Origin of the sequence: Nostoc sp., from assembly GCF_036917415.1 — a bacterium.
Taxonomy (GTDB): domain Bacteria; phylum Cyanobacteriota; class Cyanobacteriia; order Cyanobacteriales; family Nostocaceae; genus Nostoc.
In genome coordinates, this window is the sequence record NZ_JBALDJ010000029.1 from 1 (window position 1) to 19,081 (window position 19,081).

Genomic DNA, 19,081 nt, shown 5'->3' on the forward strand with positions numbered 1-19,081 from the left:
GTTTTGCCTTTGCGGCGTTGAAAGAAGATGGTTCTGTGGTCACTTGGGGCAATAGTTACTCTGGAGGAGATAGCAGTACAGTCACTAGCCAACTTGCCTCTGGGGTAATCAACATTTCCTCTCCCTTTGACCCCATCGGACTAATCGTTGCAGAAAATAGTCCAACTAATATCGCTATCGGCACTTTCAGCAGCGTTGACCAAGACACAGGTGACACCTTTACCTACAGCTTAGTCTCTGGTACTGGCAGCACTGATAATGATTCCTTCACGATTAACAGCAATCAACTGCTAATTAATGCTTCCCCAGACTTTGAAGCTAAGTCTAGTTACAGCATCCGTATCTGCACCACAGATCAAACTAATTCATCCTACGAAAAAGCTTTCACCATCAAGATTACTGATGTCAACGAGACACCAACCTTACAAGCCGTCACCCCTGCTAACCTGATAAATACCGCCGCTAACGACACCTTTACTGACATTACAGACACCCTTGTCGGCGCAGACCAAGACATTGGCACAACCCTTGTGTATGGCATCACAGATGGTAATGTCACTGAAAACACCTCCACCCTGGACGGCAACTACGGCACTCTCAGCCTCAACACTGAAACTGGGGCATACACCTACACCCCCCATGCGACTGCCATCAATGCTCTGACTACCAATGCCTCTGATAATTTTACTTTCACAGTTAGCGATGGTGATTTGAGTGCTACCCAGCCGTTTGCCATCAACATTACTGATGCTAATGACACACCTACCACTACCGTGGTTGATACCAATGACACACCTCCCACTACCGTGGTTGATGCCAAGTTAATTAATAGCACCAATGATATCTTTAAAATCGACGCCAGCGAGTTCACCAAAGTCAACATTAAAATCAAAATTAAAGGACGCAGTTCCAAATTAGTCAACGAATTCGGTGTCTTCAGCGTTGATGACAGCCTTGGCACTATCGACGGCATTGCACCAGATGCAGCAGGTTATCAAGAAAAAGCCCTCTCTAGAGCCAAAACCATCTTCTCAGTTATCGCCAACAACCCCACAGGTTTTAATCCAGAAGACCTCAGCCGCATCCTCGATTTGCAGGGTGGTACACAACTGCGCTTTTATTTGAAGTCTCAAGGTAACATCATCTTCTCTAGTACCACTACCCAAAAAATCACTTCCCAAAGCGAAGGTGGCTTCACTTTGGGGTGGAAAGATGGTTCCCGTGGCAATTCCGTTTTTGACGACTTGCAAGTGAATATTCAACAAACTGATGAACAATTACCCATCGGTACATCTTTGCAAGGAGAATCACAAGGCGAAGCCCTTGATTTGCGGAATTTCGGCACTGACAGCCTGATTAGTGGGACTTTCATTGTTAACCGCGAAGCATCTTACAACAATTTTGTTGGTTTTTATAAAGTTACTAATACTGATGGTGGCATTGATACTAATGGTGATGGCACAGCAGACATTCTCCCTGGACAAGCGGGTTATGTACAAGCGGCAATTAACTCACGGGTAACTGATATTGGCTTATCGGTAGGTAATCAAGGTACGGGAAACTACAATGGCAACTTTCAAGGCGGCGGTATTTATGTGCCATTCTTGATTGTCGATGGTAAAGTTGATGCTTTGTTAGACAGCAATTCTAGCAATGACCCAACAGTTTACTTTACCTTCTTGGGTGCCAATGCTGACAAGACTCAGCACGTCAAGATGTTAGGTGATAATGTCTTTGGTTTTGAGGATCTCTCTGGTGGCGGCGACAAGGATTACAACGATGTCATTGTCAAGATTAATTTGACTCATAACATCGCGTAAGTATAGATCGGTATTAATCTAAAACCCCGCTTTTTAAAACAAAGCGGGGTTTTGCCATTATACAGTATCTCTCTTCTGCCACTCTTTGGCTGGGCAATCTCTCTACAACTATTAACCTAAATAAAAATACTCAAAATTATAACTACAGAGACTTGTCACCTCTTTCCCATTCAGGTATGGCGCCTTTGACCCGGCGGATGGGTAAATTCGCAATTAAAGCTGTGGTTCGTTGGTTGCTTTCTAAAGAGAACTCTAAGCCCTCTGTCTCAACTTCAACATAGCGACAGACTACATCTAGGATCTCTTTCCGCATTTTTTCCAACGTTTGAGGATCTATATCAGCGCGATCGTGAGCAATCACCAATTGCAGGCGACGTTTAACTTGAGTTCGACTGCTATCAGGGCCGCGAAAAAAAAGTTTTTCTAGAAGTTCAATCATTACGAATAGTTCGGGGGCGGAGACTGGAAAATAAATTAAACAATCTTTGTCCTGAACAACCTTCGTATCCGGGCGAAGATGCTGTCTTGGGACGAGTCGATCTCCAGAAATTCGACACTTTCCCCTTCTAATCTACGAGCAATGTTCTCAAAGGCTGTGGCAGCTAAAGAGGGATTTTCCGCTAACACTAAGGGTTCGCCGCGATTGGTAGATACAATAACACGCTCGTCGTCAGGGATTACCCCGATGAGGGGAATGGCGAGAAGTTCCTGAACATCTTGCACTGACATCATATCATTTGCTTGCACCATTGAGGGTCTGATGCGGTTAATTATTAAATGAACACGCTTGATACCTTGTGCTTCAAGTAACCCCACTACCCGATCGGCATCACGAACTGAGGAAATTTCTGGTGTGCTGACAACTAGCGCTTCTTTTGCCGGGCCGATCGCATTTTTAAACCCATTTTCAATCCCGGCGGGGCTATCAATTATCACGTACTGATATTTTTGCGCTAGTGCATTCACCAATAACTTCATCTGTTCGGGTGTGACTGCATCTTTGGAGCGATTTTGGGCTGCCGGCAGGAGTACGAGATTGGGTTGGCGCTTATCTTTCACCAAGGCTTGTTCTAAACGGCACTCTCTGGCTAGGACTTCTACCGCAGTATAAACGATGCGGTTTTCCAGCCCTAACAGCAAATCCAAATTTCTCAGACCAAAATCCGCATCAACCAAAGCAACTTGACGCCCCATTTTGGCTAAAGCCATACCCAAATTTGCTGAAACTGTGGTTTTACCCACTCCTCCTTTACCGGAGGTAATCACAATAATGCGAGTCATGATAGAAATGCGGTCAATGAGGGTTCAGGAAATATAAAACAGTAAATTGCAGTATAAAGTATGAAGTATCGTATCAAGTATGAAGAAATATCTGTTCTCCCTGATGAGGGTGAGGCATGAATATTTGTTTTATTTCATCCTTACTTATATACTTCATTCTTTAAGTAAATATTTATGGTTCTTGATTGCTCTTGGTGAATTGGTTTCTGGAAAAATCAGTCGCCCTAGCGATACGAATTCCTTGGGGCGTAATATGTGCCACCTCTGGAGAAAACTGCATTGGCGGTTTTTCTGGTGCTCTAGCTACAGCATCTGCAATTCGCAGTTGGGTTGGTTCCATTTGCAAGGCCATAATCAGACACTCACGATTGCCTCCAGCCCCAGCATGAGCAATTCCACGCAGACGACCCCAGATAATAATATCTCCATCTGCAATTACAATACCACCTGGATTTAAATCTCCCAAGAGAATTACTGTCCCAGGATGACGAATTTCTACTCCAGAGCGGACTGTCATTTCTAAATAGAGGGCATCTTCTTGGGGGATGGCTGTAGCTGTTGGCTCGGAATTCAGGGAAGTTACGGGCTGTAATTGTTCTACTGAATACCCAGATGTCACGGCAGCGATCGCAGTTTGCCGCCGACTGGTCGAGACAGATATCAGTCGGAGTTGGACTTCACTTAAAGCCTCGGCGAGTTCTTGGAGTTGTCTGGCATCTACCAAACGGTCTTGTGCCATTAAATGCACAGGTGTATTAGATACACGGAAGCGATCGCCTGCACTCAGACGTTGCCTTATTTGTTGCCAAATATCAGACCAAGTGAGTTCTGAGGCAGATACTTGAGATTCCGAGGGCAAAATTAATAAAAGTCGTCCCTCCTTACTCTTTAACTGGACTTGACTATTATCATTTACACGATGCCCTGGTAATGCTAACTCATCGGGATTTAAGTCAGTCAGGATAAAATCCGATCCGGCATCAGTATTTGTTGACTCTACATCTGGGTTAGCAGAATTTGACTCTACATCCCCAAGAACAGTATTTGATTTTAAATAAAGCAGGACAGATTTTAACTCAGCATCCGGGAGGATAGAATCTGACTCTACATCAGAAACAGTAGAATTTACCTCTATCTCAGAAAGGATAGAGTTTGATTCTGCATTAGGAAGTGCAGAATTTGACTTTAGATTGGGAATCGCAGAATCAGAAGTCATGCAGTACTAGCCAAAAGACAACAGATTTTAAATTTTAGGTCGCACCTTTGGTGCGCTGACAGCGCAACTTGGATTTTGGATTTGTGTCACTCACAAGGGGTGTTGGCGTAACGGGATATTAGTCCGACATTAACCAAAAGACTCTTTAATCTAAAATCGTTCGACTGAGCGTAGCCGTTCGCGCAGCGTTCCGCAGGAAAGTTTAAAATCTCAAATTGGTACGGTCAACCTCTCATAAACTGTCACCAAGGCATCAGCATCGCCGACATTACCTGGAAACAGCACCACAGGCAAATCAGGAAACTGGGGATGATCGGATGACGTTAACACCATTGAACAACCAGCTAAAATTTGACCGAGTAAACGGGCTGAAGTTAAAGCTAGTCCAGTACTCAAGACATCGTTTGAAGTAATGCCACCCTTGCTGATTAAGAATCCTATATCAGATGGTAAACCGCGCACAATATCCATCAATAAACTTGAAACTTTTTCCCCAAACTCCAATCGTGTCTTGACATCTTTAAAATTTAGTTCCTGACGGCTAGTATAAACCACTGGTGTTTTGCCAGCTTCGTGTGCTGCTCGTGTACTTTCTTGAATTTCAGTTAGTAATGCCGCAGATTGATTTGGATCGTCAAGTAATCGCGTTACATTCAATTCGATTCCTACAGTTCCCTCTACTTGCAACAGCGCCTCTAATTGCTGGGTAGTTTTTTTCACATGAGAACCAACAATCACCGCACCTGGTTTGCCTTGGCGCACGTACTGTGCCATGTTTTCGGCGGCAATGGGTTGGGGTGGTAAAGCGGCTAAAGCCGTTAAAATACTTGCTGCACTGCGAAACAGAAAGCGTTTCCCTTGACTTGCGGCTGCTAATATATCTACTGCAAAGCGATTGAGATCGGCTTGAGTTTCACCATCGACGACAGCGCACTGATTACCATGAAGTTGTAACAATCGTTCCAAACTACCAGCGCGAATATCAACAAGGAGAAACCTTTCTACAGCTTCGGCACTAATTCGTCCTTGAGTCTTTTCTTCGACGTACTTGGGTAAGTAACTGTGATGGTAGCTGAAGACTGAATCACGGGCAAATTCGGTTTCATGGACTGGGGTGGGTACACCGCCAATAATTAAGTAATGAACGCTATCGCAGGTGATGCGTCCGCCGTCAAAAAATGCTGGTACGAGAAAATGAGCATCAAAGGGGCCAAGTTCTTGGGCGATCGCATCTGTTTCAATAGGATAATGTCCCCGCAAAGTAGAATCAGAACGACTGACAATCAGAAAATCGTCAATTCCTTCAGCATTCAAAGCGATTTTCAGGTTGTGGCAAACTTCTTTGGTGACAGATGCAGCTGACTCTGGCGTTAGCGATCTAGTATTAGTCAGCACAAAGAAAATCGGCGAATCATCCTGCAACCCACTGCGTAAAGTCTCCACATCCCAGTGCATTAACAGCAAGCAGCTGTGGACTGTTTGAGAACCTGTAGGGTCATCATCCAGGACAATTATTTTGGGTTTGTTGCTCATTTAAGTCAACGGGGCGATTGTTTTCTGGGAAAGTGTTGGGCGAGTAGAAGTCACTATTACATAAGCGCGTGGACTAATCAAAATCAAGGGTTTTCAACCTGTGGAAGCAGGTAAAGTCTTGTGTAGCCACTTTTACAAACATTCTCTTAGCCTTTTTGCAATTTTCTGATTTCTGCTTGCACATCGATCGCAATTTGCAATGATTGATTTAGCAGTTGAGCATATTCGCCTGCTTGACTACTAACTTGTAAAGCTCGCAGACTGGCTAAATTATTTACAAATAACTCTTGATTATTAGCAAGCAATTTTTTATTATCTCGCAAAATTCGTTCCGTTTTCAGAGCGCGGACTAAATCTTCTCTAATTAGTTGTAGGGCGGCGGTTACTTTATCTCGGTCATGGATACTGCTTTCTACGTTTCCTGATGCTGCCAATTGGTCATTAATATCGATGGCAGCAACCAGGTCATGATATTTATCAACTTCATCTAAAAGTATTGTCAGTCCTTCAGGACAGGTTAATTGTCGCCACAGCCATCGCCCGACTAATATCGGCATTGGCACTAAAATTAGTAAAAGAATTCCTAGTCGAATTGAAGAACCAATTGTTGGCAGAATAATAAAAGCGTAAACAAAGCCTACAATTATTGGCGTTAGCGCCAGCGTCACCAGCAGTTCATTGATAAAAAACCCTAATCGCTTTTTGCCATCTCGCAAAACTGAGGGTCGAAAAACGTCTTCTGGATCGAACCCAGTCAAACGTCTTAGTTCCCCCTTACTAATTTCCAAGCCTATTAAGTCCGGCTGCACTGCATACTCCTATGGAAACCCAAGTTGCGTATTCATTTTAATCGGGTTTACCGTGATGATTGTGGTTATATTCAGGAAACCAGTTTTCATCTAAGATTTGTTCTAAAGAGCCAATGGGTATACAGGGGAATATGTCAATAGAAAGTTGAGAGCGATCGCTTGCTTCTTTCCTTGCATCTTCATAACATTCATCAAATATTTCTAAAATGTAAGGTTTTAAGCTAGGACTATCTTGAAGAGCTTTTTTAATCTCTCTGCGAAAAGTCCTGATTTCTCCTTTCCAATGTCCTTGATTACGTTCTCGTTCATTATCCCAACACTTGAGTTTTAGTAGATGTTCAAGAAGCTTAATTAATAAACTTTCAATTGTTCGCTTCTCCTTTCTACCCATAGTTTCTAATTCTTCTAACAAATTATCTAAATCAACAGCAGAAAACTGTCCAGCGTGAAGTTGGTTTATAGTTGTCCTCAGCCACAGGTAATAATCTTGGTCGTATAAACTTTGAGTTGCTGGTTGTATTATTGGTGTCACCATACAATAGCCAAACTCCTACTATTTTTTTTAATTTAGCTCAATTGAGCTTCTATGCAATTGGAAGCCCAAGTTGCGTATTTATTTTAATCGGTTTTGGTGTGGATGAATTTCTTTAGCCAGATCGACTTAGGGTAAACACCAACTCAGTGTGACTCGCACCCCTCCATTAGGCAAAGTTAACATTTCCCATGCACCATCTGGAATTTCAGAGGCGATCGCTCATCGTCTTCATATATCGCTCAGGGCTGTTCAAAATCATATCCAACACCTCAAGGTAAAATTGGGTATCGATGAAGTTGAGCAAAAAGATATCAATTCCCGCATCGCCCTTTGTATGAAAGCAATTCAGAAAAAATTATTATCATTTTGATTGAGGTTGTAATCCTTTATCCGGTAAGCACAAGTTAAGTGTCTATTCTAATCGGCTTTACCGTGATGATTGTGGTTATATTTGGGAAACCAGTTATCATCTAAAATTTGTTATAAAGAACCAGTGCATATCAATTGGAATATGTCAATAGCAATAGTTTCTAATTCTTCTAACAAATTATCTAAATCCACAGATGAAAACTGACCAGTGCGAAGAGTCCCTTGTATAAACGATTGGTCTGTGTGGAAATCTTCAATTGGTGTTTCAACTTCGGGTCGTAGCCTTTGCTAATGCTCTATACTCAGCATCCATCATGCTGAGGTTATGAATTTCAGTTATGGTGCAATACCGAAAATATTCCTTAAGTCTAAATTAAAGCTTACTCAAAGAATGAGGTTTTCATTTCCAAAGTCATTGAGAATATACGAGTTACCATTCATCAACCTCCAAATTCTCATCTCTAGAAATCAATAATTACTTAAGGGGAAAAAATGGCTAAAACTAAAGCTAAAGCAATAGATGTTCTTGCATTAATTGAAGCAGAGCATCGTAAAGTTGAGAAGCTTTTTGCAGAAGCAGAAAAAGCGAAGGGCGCAAACCTAGTTGATCAATTCAATCAAATCTATATAGCATTGATCTTAGATGCAAGAATTAAAGAATTAGTCTTTTACCCAGCTTTACGAGAATACGCAGAAACTGAACAATATGTTGAAGAAGCTAAAGAAGAACATGAAGAAGTTTCAGTTATTTTAGAAGAAATTAAGGCGCTTAAGCCTACTAACCCTCAGTTTAAAGAAAAAATGAGCGAATTGAAGGAAGCACTTGAGCATCATGTAGAAGAAGAAAGCAAAATTTTTAATGCTGTACGCGAATGTATAAGTGATAAAGAGCTAACTGAATTGGGACAGGAGTTTCAAGAAACTCAAGCTAAGTTGGTGTCAAATGTAAAAGCTGCATTAGCAATGTAGTAATGCACTTTTTTCTGAGTGTTTGCATAAAAAGTTAGCCATAATTTGTACGTAATTAGGGCATTAAAATTACCAAGCTATTCATTCATTATCAGGTATAAATATGACTGCTACAAATGGTAAAGACAAAATTCGTTACGCTGTTGTTGGTTTAGGTTGGTTTGCCCAAGAAGCCGCCTTACCTTCCTTTGTCCACGCCGAAAACTCAGAATTAGTGGCGCTGGTTTCAGATGACCCCACTAAAAGCGAAGAACTGAGCAAAAAGTATGGCATTAATCATACTTACTCTTACGAGGAATATGAAGACTGTCTGGCAAGCGGCGAGGTTGATGCAGTTTATATTGCGTTGCCCAATCACTTGCATTGCGACTATACTGTGCGGGCTGCTAATCAGGCAATTCATGTGTTATGTGAAAAGCCAATGGCAGTAACAGAAGAAGAGTGTGAGACAATGATTAAAGCTGCCAATGACAATAATGTGAAGCTGATGATTGCCTACCGCTTACATTTAGAAGAAGCCAATTTACAAGCAGTAGAAATTGTCCGCTCAAAGCAAATCGGTGAACCACGAATTTTCAACTCTGTTTTTACTCAGCAAGTAGAAGAAGGTAATATTCGTTTACGAGATGTCACAGGTGGTGGCACGCTCTATGATATTGGCATCTACTGCATTAATGCTGCACGCTATCTATTGCAAGATGAACCAATTGAAGTATTTGCTGTAGCTGCCAATAACGGAGAAGAACGCTTTAGCGAAGTGGAAGAAATGACTAGCGTCATTTTGCGTTTTCCCAACGAGCGATTGGCAACATTTACCTGTAGCTTTGGAGGGGCAAGTGTTTCGACTTATCAAATTGTAGGTACTCAAGGCGATTTGCGAGTAGAATCTGCCTATGCTTGGCAGGGAGAACTGAAGCATTACCTAACAATTAATGGTGAAACCCAAGAGCGGACTTTTGAGGATCGCGATCAACTAGCAGCGGAATTTACCTACTTCTCTGATTGTATTCTGCAAGATAAAAACCCAGAGCCATCTGGTACGGAAGGATTGATTGATGTTAGTATCATTCAAGCACTTTACCAGTCAATTGAGACGGGTCAACCTGTGCAGATAGAAACTCGCGATGCCTGCGGCGGTAAACTACGCCATCAACGTCCCACATTGGCTCAAACTATTGAGCGTCCTCCTGTTGAGGAGACACCAGACTTGATTCATGCTGCTGCACCTTCTAGCGAGTCATAAGGTAGCTTTAAAATATCCTTGACCAAATAATATCAGCTTGGTGAGACAAGTTGCTCTGAGTAACTGGTTAAAGGTGGGGAAACTTCCGCTATCGTGTACTACTCATGTTATAGCGATCGCTCAATAAAAAAGGCAGATAAATCAATGGCGGTTCAAGTAAAATTACTGCCGACAACGATTTATTCTGCCTCATGAACAACTAAAACAAATTAAGGATAAAGACCTCTGTCAGTTAGTGCCTGAGCCACTCTACCTACCCCCAATGTGTAAGCTGCTAACCTTAAAGAAATTTGGCGTACTTGCGACTGATGAATCACCTTGCGGTACGCTTGTACCATTAAATGTTCCATTTCGCGGTTGACACGCTCCTCATCCCAAAATACGTAAGAAAGACCCTGCACCCACTCTAAATAACTCACCACTACACCGCCAGCATTCGCTAAGATGTCAGGTAGCACTGTCACACCCCGCGCCTCTAACGCCAAGTTAGCCTCAAGAGTAACCGGGCCGTTAGCTGCTTCTGCCACAATCTGCGCCTGCACCTGATTCACATTTTCTTCAGTAATTTGGTTCTCCAAAGCCGCTGGTATTAAGACATCACAGGGTAAAGTTAATAAATCTGCATTGCTAATTGGTACAGATTGTGGGAAACCCGCAATACTCTTGCGATTTTCAGCAGCGTAGACTTTCAACTTGGGAATATCAAGACCAACTTCAGAGAATATTCCTCCAGCACCAGTTGAAACCGCGATAATTTTCGCGCCTGCTTCATATAATAATTCTGCTGCGGCACAGCCGACGTTACCGAAACCCTGAATAGCTACTCGCACTCCTGCCAAGGATTTACCTCGATCTGCTAGCGCCTCACGTACAGTAATCATCACGCCACGTCCAGTTGCCATTTCTCGCCCTAGAGAACCACCAATCGAAAGGGGTTTTCCAGTTACAACTCCTGGTACAGCATGACCAACATTTACAGAGTAAGTGTCCATCATCCAAGCCATCTCACGGGCAGAAGTACCCATATCTGGCGCAGGAATATCTACGGAAGGCCCAATATCTTTAATCAACTCGCTGATATAACGGCGGCTGATTCGCTCTAATTCGCCAACACTGTAGCGTTTGGGATCTATAGCAATGCCACCCTTTCCACCACCGTAAGGAATACCTAACAAGGCACATTTCCAGGTCATCAGCATTGCTAAAGCGGATACTTCCCGCAGTGTCACAGCCGGATGGTAACGAATTCCACCCTTGTAGGGGCCTAAGACATCAGAGTGCTGTACGCGGTGTCCAGCGAGAACTTGTATTTCCCCATCATCTAGCTTCACGGGAATGGAAACTGTGACAACCTTACGCGGATGGCTGAGAATTTCCAGCAAACCCTGATTTAAATTTAATTCTTTAGCTGCCGCTTCTAAGTAGCTACAGGCTTGGTCAAATGGGCATATATGCGCCGGAGAAGCAGGTTCTGACAGCAATAGAGATTTTGAAATCATAAAATTTTCTCCTAATCACGGTATCTTTACGAACCGGATATCATTCTGTAACTAGCTTATCCTTTTTTTTGGAGTAAATCAGAATTTTGTAGTTTTTGTTACAGTTTTATCTTTTATATTCTGATATAGAAAAAGCATTCAAAAATTACTGTTACTAGGGGCGCACTGCTGTGTGCCCTTTAATAAAAATTTATATATTAAAACCTAAAAATTTTTACCTTGCCAATGCGATCGCAGCATTCTGTCCCCCAAAGCCAAAACTCAAACATAATACCTGTCGAGTTTTACTTAGACGTGCTGCGGTCACGATATCTAAATCAAACTCTGGCTGCTGCAATCCTAAACAAGGTGGTAATATTTGATGCTTTAGCGCCATGAGAGAAAAAGCTACACCTAAAGCTCCAGAGGCTCCTAGTGTATGACCTGTGCTTCCCTTGGTGGAACTAACTGCCACGCCTTGGGGAAACAAACGCTGGATTACCATACTCTCCATCTGGTCATTTAGCTGGGTAGCTGTGCCATGAGCATGAATGTAATCGATATCGGTTGGTAATAGACAACTACGTTCTAGACATTGTTTGATGGCAGCGATCGCACTTTTGGCTTCAGGTTCTGGTGAATTACTATGATATGCGTCGTTGGTTAAGCCAAAACCGCGAATTTCACCATACACTTTTGCTTGACGCTGCTTTGCAAATTCTGCTGATTCTAAGACAAACACAGCTGCACCTTCACCCAACACTAAGCCTTCCCGATACAAATCAAAGGGATAAGCCCCAGTTTTTGCTAAAGCACCCATCTGCTGAAACCCAGCTAAAGTTAAGGGTGTAATCGGTGCTTCTACTGCACCTGCGATCGCCTGTTGACATTGCCCAGTTTGTATAAGTAAAGCTGCTTGGGCAATAGACCAAATTCCAGTGGCACAAGCTGCCATTGGTGCCAAAACTATCCCCGATGCACCGATTTGTCGCGCAGCTGCGATCGCATTTATATGAGGTAATGTATCTAGCCAATTTCCAAAAGAGGACACGGGAAAATTCTTCGCGTCGCTATGCATTTGCCGCGCTAGCATTTCCCAAGACGCTTGATAAGAGCGACTCGATCCAATGACGACAGCACAATCAGTTAAAGGTGGAACTAACCCAGAATCTTGTAAAGCAGAAGCAACAACCATCTGAGTTAACATTGTCAACTCAGATGGTTGTTGACCAATCAAACCTAGAGGAAGTGGTGTAAGTTCTGGAAACGGTTGATGTAACCGAATTCCAGATTTACCTGCGATTAAATTTCGCCAACTATCCTCTAAGCTTCCACCCAAAGCGGAAACTAGACCAATACCAGTAACACAAACCTTAACCAATCTGAATTTTAGGAGTAAAGAATCTTCCGCTATTCAAACATTCAATTCTTCATTTTGAATTTTGAATTTTGAATTTTGAATTGATTTCTCCTACTTTCCAGGTGTTTTCAGGTTTTCAGCACCTTGGGTGACTTTAGCGGAGTCAATGCGATCGCCTTGCTGAATTTTGTTTACTACATCGAAGCCTTGAGTGACATTGCCAAACACGGCGTAGTTACCATCCAAGAACGCCAAATCTGCTAAAGCGAAGTAAAACTGAGCAGAAGCAGAGTCCGGTGATTGCGATCGCGCCATTGCTACTGCACCCTGCTTATGGGGTAATACGACGGGTTGAGCAGTAGCATCAAATGGTTTATTGTAAATCGGAGTATCTGAACCTTTGGGCTTAACTTCTAAAGGTATATAACGAGCATTTCCTGTTTTGGGGTCAATATAGCTACCTGTTCCCAGTCTGTCTGCTGGAACTTTCGGGTCTTTGCTTTGAGGATCGCCCCCTTGAACCACAAACGGTTGGGGTTCGCGCACAACTCGATGGAAAGCTAAACCATCGTACACACCCTTTTGCACTAAATCTACGAAGTTGCCGGCTGTAATGGGGGCATCAGTGCCATCTACTTCGATAGTAATCGGCGAACCTTTAACCGCGATCACCACAGTAGCCTTGCCTTCTAGTCTTGGTAAATCTGTTATTCCAGGGATACTCTCACTAATAGTTTGAGATACAGAAGTTGCTTCAGTAGTTGCCTTAGTGCTTGCCTCGCTTGTGGTCGAGGTAGCTGTCGAGTTTGGAGAAGAGCTATTAGAAGCGACTTGCTGTGTTGAACATCCTCCCAACATTAAGGCACTGATAATCACAAGAGAAAGTAAAAATTGTGAAATTTTTAACCGCATTGCCTGTTACCGATTTAACCAGAGTATCTTATCGTTTTGAGGGGCATTGGGCATAAGAGGCAGAGGGGCAGGGAGCAGGGAGCAGAGGGGAAAGAGGTAATTTTTATTCTTCCCCTTGCCCCCTGCCCCCTGCTCCCCCTCTTCTTCCCTCACTCCCTTACAATCCTTCTAACGATACTTCCAAAAAGCGGGCTAACTTTGCGCCTTCTGTTTCTAACTCTGTTAAAGATAAGGGTTGTCCAACCCGTGTTAAGGGTATATCTCGCCGTCCCTTAATGCGTAGATAGAGGGCGCGACGGGGGTTAAGACCTTCTTTTACGTCTATTAGTACAGATTGGACATCTTCTATGCGGCTATCAATCTGAATTCGGCGGTTTTTGCCAGGAAACCCCCAGCGGAAAATTTTGATTGCACCAGTTTCCCGATCGAATTCGTTGTAACCGCCTCCAACATCCAATAAAATTACTAGCCACAGGTATGTGGCTAATAGCAAGCCAGCTACACCATATAACCCCATCACTAATCCTTGGGGAACGAATACCAGTTGAGTAGGATCGGAAACTATGAGTAAATTAACTTTTAAATAACTGGATATTCCAGCCAATAAAAAGCCGCTTGCTCCCAAGGTAACGATAGTTGCCCACCAGTAGTTACTGAACCGACGAGAACCGAGAACATTTTGGTGCAGGAGGCGATCGCCTTTGTTAATCGTTGTTGATGTCGTCATTGAACTACCATTGCCCGTGAGATACTCGCTGTGACATATTCGCACACTGAATGCTTTTGCTGCATAGAGTGCTGGCTCTCTGTGCCAATCCGGCTATTGCTTAGGAGGCACTAAAGCTCTGTTTTAATAAGTCTACGGGAACCCTACCGCAGACTATAAATTTTTTCCTTTGTATCCGACAAATTTTACTGTCCCGGATGATGCTGGCTTACTTGAAACTACGGAACAAACCACTTAGGCTATTTGTATTAGTCAAGATGTGCCAACTTCCTTTTTCCTTATCTAACGTTTCACATAGGTTTTCTAGAGGTGTATCAACGACAGTGGCGGCGAAGTGACCATCCACATTTTACCAAACATCGTTGACAAAAATTCAACTGCGCCTTTCCATGTTCCTGCTACCGATATAATTTTTTAGAGAATGTTGTACTATTTCTTCACTCATGGCTGAAAAAAATTCTTTTTCCTTAGCCCTGTGCCCCCTTTATTGCCTGCTCCCCTCTCCCTGTCTCTTTTTGACCTCTTGAAATGAGTTACCTACCTACGTCCATCTGCATTAAATTTTTTCAGATTTCTGAGAAAAGTTGTGTCAAATTGTAAAAATTCTGATATTCATATTATTTATAAGGTTCGTGTTTCATAGCTCATTTGCTTTTGCGTATCAGGCAAAAACCCTGATTAATGTGATAAGTTAAGAATCATTAAGTTACCACAAGCTAGATTACTAGCCGATGGTACGTGTAATGTCATAACCCTGAGAAATAATGACTTAACTAGTCAGCAAGCTCTCAGAATCCCAGTTGGTTAAAAGCAATTGAGATTGTCAAAAAAAACGTTAATTCCTCACGGCAGTCGGTTACACTGGCTCTCCGTACTGTCTTAGAAACGTTGCAATTTTAGTAAAAAAAGAGGATTTTGCTCTAATGACCATCGCAGTTGGACGCGCCCCCAGTAGAGGGTGGTTTGACGTTCTAGACGACTGGCTCAAGCGCGATCGCTTCGTATTCGTAGGTTGGTCAGGGATACTATTGTTCCCCTGCGCCTTCCTAGCACTAGGCGGTTGGCTGACCGGCACCACCTTCGTCACCTCTTGGTACACCCACGGATTAGCCTCCTCCTACCTAGAAGGCTGTAACTTCCTGACAGTGGCAGTATCCACCCCCGCCGATAGCATGGGACACTCCCTATTGCTGTTGTGGGGGCCAGAAGCTCAAGGCGACCTCACCCGTTGGTTCCAATTGGGTGGTTTGTGGCCATTCGTGGCACTGCACGGAGCCTTCGGTTTGATTGGCTTCATGTTGCGGCAATTTGAAATTGCGCGTTTAGTAGGGATACGTCCTTACAACGCCCTCGCCTTCTCGGCTCCCATTGCAGTATTCGTCAGCGTATTCCTGATGTACCCCTTGGGACAATCGTCGTGGTTCTTTGCACCCAGCTTTGGGGTGGCTGCAATTTTCCGATTCCTACTATTCCTGCAAGGGTTCCACAACTGGACACTCAACCCCTTCCACATGATGGGTGTTGCTGGCGTATTGGGTGGTGCTTTATTGTGCGCCATTCACGGAGCCACAGTCGAAAATACCTTGTTTGAAGACGGTGATGGTGCTAACACCTTCCGTGCCTTCAATCCCACCCAGTCGGAAGAAACCTACTCAATGGTGACAGCAAACCGTTTCTGGTCACAGATTTTCGGGATTGCTTTCTCAAACAAGCGCTGGTTGCACTTCTTTATGTTGTTCGTACCAGTCACAGGCTTGTGGATGAGTGCCGTCGGCATCGTCGGTTTAGCACTCAACCTGCGGGCTTATGATTTCGTCTCCCAAGAATTACGGGCGGCTGAAGACCCGGAGTTTGAAACCTTCTATACCAAAAACATTTTACTCAACGAGGGTATCCGCGCTTGGATGGCTCCTCAAGATCAACCCCACGAACAATTTGTATTCCCTGAGGAGGTATTACCACGTGGTAACGCTCTCTAATAGACCAAATATCTTAGGCGGCGCTGGACGCGACCAAGAATCCACTGGATTTGCTTGGTGGTCTGGTAACGCACGTTTAATCAACCTATCTGGTAAACTGCTGGGTGCTCACGTTGCCCACGCTGGTTTGATTGTATTCTGGGCGGGAGCGATGACTTTGTTTGAAGTCGCTCACTTCATTCCTGAAAAGCCCATGTACGAGCAGGGCTTAATCCTGTTACCTCACCTTGCCGCTCAGGGTTGGGGTGTTGGTCCTGGTGGTGAAGTCATCGATACCTTCCCCTACTTTGTTGTCGGCGTACTTCACCTAATATCCTCAGCCGTCCTTGGCTTTGGCGGTATATATCATGCCGTCCGTGGACCAGAAACTTTAGAAGAATACTCTTCTTTCTTTGGTTACGACTGGAAAGACAAGAACAAGATGACCAACATCATCGGGTTTCACCTGATTATTTTGGGAGTCGGTGCATTGCTTTTAGTATTAAAGGCAATGTTCTTTGGTGGTTTGTATGACACCTGGGCACCAGGCGGTGGTGATGTTCGGATTATTACCAATCCGACATTGAACCCAGCAGTTATCTTCGGTTATGTAATCAAGTCTCCCTTCGGTGGCGAAGGCTGGATTGTCAGCGTTGATAACTTAGAAGATGTGGTCGGTGGTCACATCTGGATTGCCTTAATCTTAATTGCTGGCGGTATTTTCCACATTCTTACCAAGCCTTTTGCTTGGTCACGTCGTGCATCCATCTGGTCTGGTGAGGCTTATCTCTCCTACAGCTTGGGCGCTCTTTCACTGATGGGCTTCATTGCCTCAATCTTCGTTTGGTTTAACAACACAGTTTACCCCAGCGAATTCTTCGGCCCTACTGGCCCAGAAGCTTCTCAAGCTCAAGCTTTGACCTTCTTGATTCGTGACCAACGCTTGGGTGCTAACGTCGGTTCTGCCCAAGGCCCTACTGGTCTAGGTAAATATCTGATGCGCTCTCCAACTGGTGAAATCATCTTCGGTGGTGAAACCATGCGCTTCTGGGATTTCCGTGGTCCTTGGTTGGAGCCTCTACGCGGCCCCAATGGTCTTGACTTAGAGAAAATCAAGAACGATATTCAGCCTTGGCAAGCTCGTCGCGCTGCTGAATATATGACCCACGCTCCTCTGGGTTCTTTGAACTCCGTAGGTGGTGTGGCTACCGAAATTAACTCCTTCAACTACGTATCTCCTCGCGCTTGGTTGGCGACTTCTCACTTCGTATTAGGATTCTTCTTCCTAGTTGGTCACTTGTGGCACGCTGGTCGCGCACGGGCCGCGGCTGGTGGTTTTGAGAAAGGAATTAACCGTGATACTGAGCCAGTGATGTTCATGGACGACCTTGACTAGGTTGTAAAGTTTATTTCATCACTGACAACTAAATAATTTAAAGGCTCTTGCATAAAAGCAAGGGCTTTTTTTATAGGAAAATTAGTAATCTATTAATTAAAGTAAGCGACTTACCAAGGTAACTAATCTATGAACGACTCCAATTTTATTGATGCTTTGCGATGGACATCTGAAGCTAAGGAAAAGTTACAAAACATTCCTTTTTTTGTCCGCTCTCAAGCTCAAGCCAGAATTGAACAGCTGGCTCGTGAAGCAGGCCAAGATGTTGTGACTGCTAATTTGGTAGAACAGGCTAGGCTTGAGTTTGGACAATAAATCAGGAATCAAAATACAGAGTTTAGAATTCAGAATTTGGTAAATACTCTACTTATAAAGCAATACAGTTCAGTTAAGCATTTCTTTCTTCTCTTCCTTTGCGTTCTTTGCGCCTTTGCGGTTCGTTAAAAAAATTACTTTGATAAAGAATTAAGCCTTAACTGAACCGTATTGACTTATAAAGGGATAGAGTTTTAAGGCGAGAATATTCCAGTCAATTTAATTCATAATTACAAATTACGAATTAGTATCAACTTCCTCCTATATTCATTGCTGCTAAAACAGCCTTCTGGCTTACATCTCTGTAAACCGTATTCAAATACTTCATTACCACATCACTCGAAGTTGAATTTACTGCATTTTCCTCTTCCTTCGCTAGGGGAACCGCTCCCAATACATCTAATATCGTCTCGTCGGTACTGGAGGGCACAATAACTACCAAGGATGACTCTAGTGACTCATTATATTGCCAAAAAGAATCAATTTTTACTGAGTATTTGTTATTAGGAATTGACTGTTGAACATCAGGTGTTTCTGTCGGATTGGGTTGAATCTTGGTACTACGTAACTGACGCAAATCGCTGATAATTTGCTCTTTGGTACGTCCGCGTAATTGAAATAGTACAAAGGGGTCTTCACTGAAACGATCGCCTAACTGATAGTACAGGGCACCAATATGTTTACAGGGATTTGCTTTATCAGGACAAGAGCATTTACTCTGGACATCACCAAGAGTAAAAGGAAATATCGAAAGACCATTAGCTGTAAATACTTCTTCTATATTTTGTGGCATTTCTCCTGCTAGTAGCTTGGCTGCGAAAATTGCCCTTTGGGACATGGTTTCAATTACATAACCCCACTGTTCATCGCTAAAAGGTTCAAGGGAAAGGGAAACTTTATAAGGTTCTACTTCACTACCTTGTACCCTAGCCAATACTTTTGCACCTTTAAATTCAATGCTCAAAACATTTCCTTGACGAGCATAATTTCTCGCACGTTCTAAACGCTTTTTAAAGCGATAGGAATCTAACAAATCTAGCCATTGTTGTGACCACCATTCTCGACTAGCTTGTAATGTGTAATTAGTCATAATCAATTCAAAAAATTGGTAATGTGCCGCGCTAATTTTGACGGGTTTTTAGTGAGCGCTTTAGCACTAA

General features: G+C 43.3%; 18 protein-coding genes. 7 read left to right on the top strand and 11 right to left on the bottom strand.

What is annotated here, in order from left to right; genetic code table 11:
* On the top strand, window positions 1-1,820 hold a 1,820-nt coding region (locus tag V7K41_RS05655; RefSeq protein WP_334846288.1), incomplete at its 5' end, for a DUF4114 domain-containing protein.
* A gap of 142 nt (window positions 1,821-1,962) precedes the next feature.
* Here V7K41_RS05655 and minE read toward each other — a convergent pair.
* The 6 genes from minE to V7K41_RS05685 all read right to left on the bottom strand — a co-directional run bounded on the left by minE (window position 1,963) and on the right by V7K41_RS05685 (window position 7,194).
* Complete coding sequence (minE, locus tag V7K41_RS05660; RefSeq protein WP_322674880.1) at window positions 1,963-2,259, bottom strand: cell division topological specificity factor MinE; 297 nt, start codon at window positions 2,257-2,259, stop codon at window positions 1,963-1,965.
* Window positions 2,260-2,294: 35 nt separating this feature from the next.
* Window positions 2,295-3,101 carry a septum site-determining protein MinD gene (gene minD / locus V7K41_RS05665; protein WP_104908781.1) on the bottom strand — a complete coding sequence of 269 codons (807 nt, stop codon included), beginning with the start codon at window positions 3,099-3,101 and terminating at the stop codon, window positions 2,295-2,297.
* A gap of 172 nt (window positions 3,102-3,273) precedes the next feature.
* Window positions 3,274-4,317 (bottom strand): septum site-determining protein MinC, encoded by a 1,044-nt coding sequence (gene minC, locus V7K41_RS05670; RefSeq protein WP_334846291.1) that lies wholly within the window; start codon window positions 4,315-4,317, stop codon window positions 3,274-3,276.
* Window positions 4,318-4,527: 210 nt separating this feature from the next.
* Entirely contained in the window at window positions 4,528-5,850 is a 1,323-nt protein-coding gene (locus V7K41_RS05675; protein WP_334846293.1) for a four-carbon acid sugar kinase family protein, read from the bottom strand.
* Between the two features lie 146 nt (window positions 5,851-5,996).
* Complete coding sequence (locus tag V7K41_RS05680) at window positions 5,997-6,659, bottom strand: hypothetical protein (RefSeq protein ID WP_334846295.1); 663 nt, start codon at window positions 6,657-6,659, stop codon at window positions 5,997-5,999.
* 37 nt (window positions 6,660-6,696) lie between these two features.
* Window positions 6,697-7,194 carry a DUF29 domain-containing protein gene (locus tag V7K41_RS05685; protein ID WP_334846298.1) on the bottom strand — a complete coding sequence of 166 codons (498 nt, stop codon included), beginning with the start codon at window positions 7,192-7,194 and terminating at the stop codon, window positions 6,697-6,699.
* 148 nt (window positions 7,195-7,342) lie between these two features.
* On the opposite strand from V7K41_RS05685, the gene V7K41_RS05690 reads away from it, so the two are divergent.
* The 3 genes from V7K41_RS05690 (at window position 7,343) to V7K41_RS05700 (ending at window position 9,775) form a co-directional block, all read left to right on the top strand.
* Window positions 7,343-7,564, top strand: coding sequence for a hypothetical protein (locus tag V7K41_RS05690; RefSeq protein ID WP_334846299.1), 222 nt, complete (start codon window positions 7,343-7,345; stop codon window positions 7,562-7,564).
* A gap of 491 nt (window positions 7,565-8,055) precedes the next feature.
* Entirely contained in the window at window positions 8,056-8,532 is a 477-nt protein-coding gene (locus V7K41_RS05695) for a hemerythrin domain-containing protein (protein ID WP_334846302.1), read from the top strand.
* Window positions 8,533-8,635: 103 nt separating this feature from the next.
* On the top strand, window positions 8,636-9,775 hold the full coding sequence (locus V7K41_RS05700) for a Gfo/Idh/MocA family oxidoreductase (protein WP_334846304.1): 1,140 nt from the start codon (window positions 8,636-8,638) through the stop codon (window positions 9,773-9,775).
* 209 nt (window positions 9,776-9,984) lie between these two features.
* Here V7K41_RS05700 and V7K41_RS05705 read toward each other — a convergent pair whose 3' ends face one another.
* From V7K41_RS05705 to V7K41_RS05720, 4 genes are all read right to left on the bottom strand, one after another.
* A complete protein-coding gene (locus V7K41_RS05705) occupies window positions 9,985-11,274 on the bottom strand; it encodes a Glu/Leu/Phe/Val family dehydrogenase (protein WP_334846306.1) in 1,290 nt (429 codons plus the stop codon).
* Window positions 11,275-11,488: 214 nt separating this feature from the next.
* A complete protein-coding gene (locus V7K41_RS05710) occupies window positions 11,489-12,634 on the bottom strand; it encodes a beta-ketoacyl-ACP synthase (RefSeq protein ID WP_334846309.1) in 1,146 nt (381 codons plus the stop codon).
* 90 nt (window positions 12,635-12,724) lie between these two features.
* Window positions 12,725-13,525 (bottom strand): peptidylprolyl isomerase, encoded by an 801-nt coding sequence (locus V7K41_RS05715; protein ID WP_334846312.1) that lies wholly within the window; start codon window positions 13,523-13,525, stop codon window positions 12,725-12,727.
* A gap of 157 nt (window positions 13,526-13,682) precedes the next feature.
* Window positions 13,683-14,252 (bottom strand): photosystem I assembly protein Ycf4, encoded by a 570-nt coding sequence (locus V7K41_RS05720; protein ID WP_334846315.1) that lies wholly within the window; start codon window positions 14,250-14,252, stop codon window positions 13,683-13,685.
* Window positions 14,253-15,175: 923 nt separating this feature from the next.
* Here V7K41_RS05720 and psbD point away from each other — a divergent pair.
* The 3 genes from psbD (at window position 15,176) to V7K41_RS05735 (ending at window position 17,921) form a co-directional block, all read left to right on the top strand.
* The gene (psbD, locus tag V7K41_RS05725; protein ID WP_322694081.1) at window positions 15,176-16,231 is read left to right on the top strand and encodes a photosystem II D2 protein (photosystem q(a) protein); all 1,056 of its coding nucleotides are present in this window, start codon (window positions 15,176-15,178) and stop codon (window positions 16,229-16,231) included.
* Window positions 16,215-17,606, top strand: a complete 1,392-nt coding sequence (gene psbC / locus V7K41_RS05730; protein WP_334846320.1) for a photosystem II reaction center protein CP43 — start codon at window positions 16,215-16,217, stop codon at window positions 17,604-17,606. Before psbD ends, psbC begins: the two co-directional genes overlap by 17 nt.
* A 129-nt stretch (window positions 17,607-17,735) precedes the next feature.
* Window positions 17,736-17,921 (top strand): PCP reductase family protein, encoded by a 186-nt coding sequence (locus V7K41_RS05735; protein WP_334846322.1) that lies wholly within the window; start codon window positions 17,736-17,738, stop codon window positions 17,919-17,921.
* 250 nt (window positions 17,922-18,171) lie between these two features.
* On the opposite strand, the gene V7K41_RS05740 is transcribed toward V7K41_RS05735, so the two are convergent.
* A complete protein-coding gene (locus tag V7K41_RS05740) occupies window positions 18,172-19,011 on the bottom strand; it encodes an SWIM zinc finger family protein (protein ID WP_334846323.1) in 840 nt (279 codons plus the stop codon).
* Between the last annotated feature and the right edge of the window lie 70 nt (window positions 19,012-19,081).